Origin of the sequence: Bacillus sp. C30, assembly GCF_040838255.1 — a bacterium.
Lineage (GTDB): Bacteria > Bacillota > Bacilli > Bacillales > Bacillaceae_G > Bacillus_A > Bacillus_A mycoides.
The window spans coordinates 1-6,491 of record NZ_JBFPJH010000186.1; the positions used below are offsets into that span (position 1 = coordinate 1).

At 36.3% G+C, this 6,491-nt stretch carries 4 protein-coding genes, 1 pseudogene and 1 riboswitch; of the genes and pseudogenes, 1 reads left to right on the forward strand and 4 read right to left on the reverse strand.

Annotation, left to right across the window (positions count from 1 at the left end; all coding sequences use genetic code 11):
- The 3 genes from AB3X49_RS15715 to rlmD form a co-directional block, all read right to left on the reverse strand.
- Positions 1-1,649 (reverse strand): GAF domain-containing protein (locus tag AB3X49_RS15715; RefSeq protein ID WP_367963202.1); only part of this gene is annotated, 1,649 nt, incomplete at its 3' end.
- A gap of 214 nt (positions 1,650-1,863) precedes the next feature.
- Positions 1,864-2,853, reverse strand: a complete 990-nt coding sequence (locus AB3X49_RS15720) for a tRNA dihydrouridine synthase (protein WP_002091313.1) — start codon at positions 2,851-2,853, stop codon at positions 1,864-1,866.
- A 202-nt stretch (positions 2,854-3,055) separates the two neighbouring features.
- Positions 3,056-4,432, reverse strand: coding sequence for a 23S rRNA (uracil(1939)-C(5))-methyltransferase RlmD (gene rlmD, locus AB3X49_RS15725; RefSeq protein WP_367963205.1), 1,377 nt, complete (start codon positions 4,430-4,432; stop codon positions 3,056-3,058).
- A 121-nt stretch (positions 4,433-4,553) separates the two neighbouring features.
- A riboswitch (purine riboswitch) is annotated at positions 4,554-4,655 on the forward strand.
- A gap of 196 nt (positions 4,656-4,851) precedes the next feature.
- On the opposite strand from rlmD, the gene AB3X49_RS15730 reads away from it, so the two are divergent.
- The gene (locus AB3X49_RS15730) at positions 4,852-6,048 is read left to right on the forward strand and encodes a NupC/NupG family nucleoside CNT transporter (RefSeq protein ID WP_367963208.1); all 1,197 of its coding nucleotides are present in this window, start codon (positions 4,852-4,854) and stop codon (positions 6,046-6,048) included.
- 46 nt (positions 6,049-6,094) lie between these two features.
- Here the strand turns inward: AB3X49_RS15730 and AB3X49_RS15735 are convergent.
- Positions 6,095-6,439: pseudogene (locus AB3X49_RS15735) on the reverse strand (hypothetical protein); the annotation flags it as partial.
- Positions 6,440-6,491: the final 52 nt, after the last annotated feature.

The window sequence follows — 6,491 nt, forward strand, 5'->3', positions numbered from 1 at the left end:
TATTTATTTTGATTATACGTATCAATCTTTATTAAAGGAATAATATCGTGGATAATTGAATTTAAATCTAACATCTGCAAATCCGATTTCCTTGTATTACCGATTGAGAGAAATTCAGTAATAATAGAATTAGCACGGTCAAGTTCTTCAATCATTAAATTAAAGTACTTATTATGTTTCTCATAGGTGTGCTCTTCTTTTAATAACTGCAAAAATCCTCTTACTGTTGTCATTGGATTTCTAATCTCATGGCTGATACCTGCTGCCATTTGTCCTATTAAATCTATGTTGGATAACCTTTTCAATTCCTGCTCATATTGCTTTTTTTCCGTTATGTTTTTAAAAATACAACAAATACCATCATCATACGGGTATGCAATAACTTCGTGCCAATATTCATCAGAGATAGAAAAAAATTCGAAATGAACTGTAATTCGCTCTGACATTGCACGATGAAATTCCTTATACATAACTGCGTCGACGCTACTCGGGAAGACCTCCCATATATTCTTACCTAATACATCTTTTGCTGTTTTTCTTTGTGGAAAATATTGATGCTTATTTACGTACGTGAATTCCCATTTATTATTCAAAGTAAAGAATCCATCCGTAATAATTTCAATCACACTTGTAACTTTTTCATTAGCAGCAGCTAGTTCTCTCGTTCGCTCTTCCACCATGCTTTCAAGTTGATCCATATATAACAAGTTTGAAAACGTAGGAGCTGTGGCATCAACGATAGATTTTGCCAGTTGAATTCGGGAATTATCGTAATTGTGAGCTTTTCCCTCTTTGCCCACGACGATTACCCCTAATACTTCTCCCATTGAAACCAATGGAATCATCAGTAGACCCTTACTATCTATATTTTTTGTTTGAATAACCTCTTGGATCTTGGCTTCATAGCTTTTCTCCATCCAATCCGCTTCTGTCCAATCACAGTCCTTGCTTAACTTCGTTGTTTTAATCGTTGTTTTGTCTATCGGGTCTAAAAGGTGGGCAGCCATGTTTTTACTCTCTAAAATCTGTCCTAAGTAAAAAAAACATTTATCAAAACTCTCCTGTATCGAGGAACACATTGATAAATCACGGGTAACATCTAGTAACAGCTGCTTCTCGGCAATAAGGTTTTCCTTTTGTGTTAAATTATTTGCGTTTTGAATTGCGACCGCAGCCATATTTACATAAGCTTCAACACTTTGAATTTCTGAATCTGTTAAGTTCATTGGAGCTCCATAATCAAATAAAAAAACCAGACCAAATAACTCTTGCCCAAATGAGATAGGCAGGGCTAATAAGGACTTAATTTTGAACGCATCAACTGGTCTCGGATCCGGCCGATGATCCTTTGAGGTATCAGGGATATAGATGGTTTTTTTGGTTTCAATAACTTCTTTTTCCAGTAAGTCTATTTCAGGATCAATTACCTGAGTATCGAGCGTTACGCCATTTATGGTCTCTGGTTTCCCTGCAAACCCTCTAAATGTTCCATCTTCCTGGGGTAAATAAATTCCAACAGCGTTGCACCTAACAATCTCCTCTGATATCGCCATTGTTACACGCTGCAATACTTCACGTAGTTCTAATTTTGTATTTATTATTTTTGTTATATTCGCGAGCCTAGAATATCTCGTCTGATCACTTAACATTCACATAGCCTCCAAGTTATAGGCATAATAAAATAAACATGATAATATCAGTGAAAATCAAGACCAACCTGCCATTTTCAATTTTCTCCTGTATTCTTTTCTTACCCTTGTTTTACATAGAATACCTCACTTACTTATGATACGGTTCACCTTAATTAAAATGAAACAAACACTCATAAAATCGCTACACCCTATCCCCTCTAACTTTCAAAAGTTACACTGTTTCACTATCTCCATCCTTATCAACACTCGCCTCAAACTTATCAAGCAACGCACGCACTTCATCAGTTGATTTCGTGTTCATCAATTGATTTCTTAGTTCAGCAGCTCCAGGGAATCCTTTTACATAAATTTTGAAGAAGCGATGAAGCCCTGTGATTGAACGTGGTAGTACTTCTGCATATTGATCTTGAAGGTCAAGCTGCAGTCTTAGAAGATCAAGGTGTTCTTTACTGCTATGTTCTCTTGGCTCTTTTTCAAAGGCAAATGGATTTTTAAAGATACCTCGTCCGATCATAACGCCATCAATACCGTATTTTTCAGCAAGTTCCATTCCAGTTTGACGGTCAGGAATGTCTCCATTGATTGTTATTAGCGTATTTGGTGCGATACGGTCACGTAATTTTTTAATTTCCGGTATTAGTTCCCAGTGCGCATCTACTTGGCTCATTTCTTCTCTTGTACGTAAGTGAATAGAAAGGTTCGCAATATCTTGTTTGAAAATGTGCGTTAACCAATCTTCCCATTCGCTTAATTCTTTAAAGCCCAGTCGTGTTTTTACACTGACAGGTAGTCCACCCGCTTTTGCTGCTTGAATAAGTTCTGCCGCAACGTCTGGACGTAGAATAAGGCCACTACCTTTTCCTCTTGATGCTACATTCGGTACAGGGCAGCCCATATTAATATCGATACCTTTAAATCCTAACTCTGCCATACCAATACTCATTTGGCGGAAATATTCAGGAGTATCTCCCCAAATATGCGCGACTATCGGCTGTTCATCTTCTGTAAAAATTAAACGGCCACGTACACTTTTCATACCTTCTGGATGACAATAGCTATCCGAGTTTGTAAACTCTGTGAAAAATACATCTGGGCAACCAGCTTCACTTACTACGTGACGAAAAACAACATCTGTCACATCTTCCATTGGTGCAAGTACGAAAAATGGTCGTGGTAAATCATTCCAAAAATTATCTATCATTTCAAATTCAAATCCTCTCAATATGAATACAATTTCAAACTCTCAATTTAAAAATATAAAGCCAAATAGCAAAAGTACATTTGGACATTTATATTTTGTGAAAATCAGCAATATTCATTTTAACTAAAATCGTTGCTGAATGGTATTTTTATAAACCAAAAAGCAGATGGTATAGATTTTTTCTATATCAACTGCTTTTTTATTATACCAACTTAAGCCAAGCCACACACTCCACATGCGTAGTATGAGGGAACATATCAACAGGTTGTACTTCCTGCGTTTTATATCCGCCTTCTTCTAGTACTTTTAAGTCGCGTGCTAATGTTGCTGGGTTACATGATACGTATACGACGCGTTTTGGCTTCATGTCGATGATTGTGTTTAGTAATGCTTCGTCACAGCCTTTACGCGGTGGATCTACGACCATTGTGTCGGCGATTACGCCTTCTTTGTACCATTTAGGAATAACTACTTCTGCTTCTCCTACGCCAAATTCAGCGTTTGTCATGTTGTTTAGCGCTGCGTTTCGGTTTGCGTCTTCGATTGCTTCTGGAACAATTTCAACACCGTACACTTTTTTCGCTTTTTGCGCTAGGAATAAGGAGATTGATCCGATTCCGCAATAGGCATCAATTACTGTTTCGTTACCATCTAATTTTGCGTATTCTAACGTTTTATCGTATAGTACTTTCGTTTGTTCTGGGTTTACTTGATAGAATGAACGTGCTGAAATCGCAAATTTAATGTCACCGATAAAGTCATAAATATATTCTGATCCGTACAGTACTGTCGTTGTGTCTCCGAAGATTACGTTTGTACGCTTCGTGTTTACGTTTTGTACAATCGATTTTACTTCAGGGAATTTCGCAGCAATTTCTTCAATGATTGCTTTTTTGTTTGGCAATTCTGCTGTACGTGTAATGAAGACAAGCATAATTTCCCCTGTTACTTGTCCATAACGAGCCATTACGTGGCGAAGCGTTCCTTTGTTACGCTCTTCATTGTAAGCCGAAATACCGTGCTTTTCACAAATACGTTTTACTTCTTGAATTAATGTATCGTTTTCTTCCGCCTGAATTAAGCATGATTCCATATTAATGATGTCATGCGTTCCTTGACGATAGAAACCAGCTACAAGTCCACCTTCACGTTCTCCAATTGGCACTTGTGCTTTATTGCGGTATACCCACGGGTTTTTCATGCCAAGTACAGGATGAACAGGAACATCACTTAATCCACCGATGCGCTGCATAACGTCACGTACTTGTTTTTCTTTCGCTTTTAATTGTCCTTCATATGTTAAGTGCTGAAGTTGACAACCTCCGCACTCGTTGTACACGGGGCATTCTGCATCTTTACGATATGGACTTTCTTGATGAAGCTTCATTAAACGACCAAACGCGAAGTTTTTCTTCACTTTAATAATTTTAATTTGCGCTTCCTCACCTGGTAATCCGTTTTTTACGAAAATAGGATATCCCTTCACTTTCGCAACACCGGCACCATCATGTGTTAAATCTTCAAACACTACATCTATAAACTCGTTTTTTTCAACTGGTGGCGTCATTTTTATACTCATTTTCCGACCTCTCTTTTTCATAACACTGCGTTACATTTTATCATACTTATATGGTCTATTTCTATTGGAAGAAAAAAAGCTATTGACGATAGTTCTCTAGTAATGTTACGCTACTACTAATTTAATACGGACGACGTTACCTCATATATAGTCGATAATATGGATCGAGAGTTTCTACCCGGCAACCTTAAATTGCTGGACTATGGGGAAAACTAATGAATATTAGCCTATGTATAAAAAAGACTCCTATTGATTAGCTTTCTCTCATAGATGAAAGTGAATCCATAGGGGTCTTTTTTTATTTCCCAAAAAGGTCAGACATCTTACGTATGACATGAAACTTCCATTACTTTATTTTTAGTAATATAACGAGCGTTTTATGTAAAAACTTTATACGAACTTCTGAAAGGGGCAACTACATGCAATATGTAATGAGCATTATCGGTATTCTTGTCGTTTTAGGTTTATGCTTTGCTTTGTCAAACAATAGAAGTAAAATCAACTTCCGTGCAATTGCTATTATGATTAGTTTCCAAATTTTAATCGGTTGGTTTATGTTTGGCACAAAGATCGGACAGCAAATTATCATCTTCATTAGTAAAGTTTTCAACAAACTAATTAAACTTGGTACGACAGGTGTCGATTTTCTCTTTAATGGAATTCAAAGAGATTTTGTCTTTTTCTTAAACGTATTACTAATTATCGTATTTTTCTCAGCACTACTTTCTATCTTTAGTTATTTAGGTGTTTTACCATTCATCGTTCGTATTGTCGGCGGTGCACTTTCAAAAATTACTGGTTTACCACGCGTTGAATCATTCCACGCAGTAAATTCTGTATTCTTTGGTTCAAGTGAAGCGTTAATCGTTATTAAAAATGATTTACAACATTTTAATAAAAACCGTATGTTTATCATTTGTTGTTCTGCAATGAGCTCAGTTTCTGCCTCTGTAACAGCATCATACGTTATGATGTTAGATGCGAAATATGTATTAGCGGCTCTTCCGCTAAACTTATTCTCAAGCTTAATCGTTTGTTCATTATTAACACCAGTTGATACGAAAAAAGAAGACGAAGTGGTTCAAAAATTTGATAGAAACCTATTCGGAGATAGCCTTATCGGCGCTATGATTAACGGTGCGCTTGATGGTTTAAAAGTAGCTGGTATCGTTGCTGCGTTAATGATTGCCTTCATTGGTGTTATGGAAGTTGTAAACTACGTAATTAGCACTGCTTCAGGTGCAATGGGATATGCTGTTACTTTACAACAAATCTTCGGTTATATACTTTCTCCATTCGCATTCTTAATGGGTATTCCAACTCAAGATATTATCCCAGCTGGTGGTATTATGGGTACGAAGATTGTATTAAACGAGTTTGTAGCAATCCTTGATTTAAAAGGCGCTACTGCAACATTAGCTCCACGTACAGTTGGAATCGTTACAGTATTCTTAATTAGCTTCGCAAGTATTAGCCAAATTGGTGCGATTGTTGGTACAATCCGTGCCCTTTCTGAAAAACAAGGAAGCATCGTATCTAAATTTGGTTGGAAAATGCTATTTGCATCAACACTTGCTTCTATTTTATCTGCAACAATCGCTGGATTGTTTATTTAATAAAAAATCACCTTACTCTTTTAAGTAAGGTGATTTTTTTGATTCCTTATGAAATAGAACGGAATTCAATTACTTCCTCTTTACTAATAAGTTTTCCTTCGTGTATACCTTTTACTGAAATATCAATAATGGTTTTATCCTCTCCTTCAAGCTTACCCAAAGAAAATATATAAATTAAATTTTGTTCTTTTAGCATCCATTGCTTGCCATGCCAGGGCCCCGTTATCTTTTGTTCCAAAGATGTTTTTTCTTCTCCAACATACTGACATTCTCCAAACGAAGTTTTTACTATATTTTTCTCCGTATCAATTACTATATTTCGAAATAGCTCTAAGTTTTTACTTGAAACAATTGCTATCTCATGGTTACTTTTTTGTTTAAATTGCAGTTGATGTTAGACTAAAAAGTAGACACAGGTTAATATGATAAAAAATGAACTAAAT

What these genes read in the sequence shown, in the direction of transcription:
- AB3X49_RS15720 (WP_002091313.1), bottom strand. Translation starts at nt 2,853, where the DNA reads ATGATAGATAATTTTTGGAATGATTTACCACGACCATTTTTCGTACTT.
- rlmD (WP_367963205.1), bottom strand. Translation starts at nt 4,432, where the DNA reads ATGAGTATAAAAATGACGCCACCAGTTGAAAAAAACGAGTTTATAGAT.
- AB3X49_RS15730 (WP_367963208.1), top strand. Translation starts at nt 4,852, where the DNA reads ATGCAATATGTAATGAGCATTATCGGTATTCTTGTCGTTTTAGGTTTA.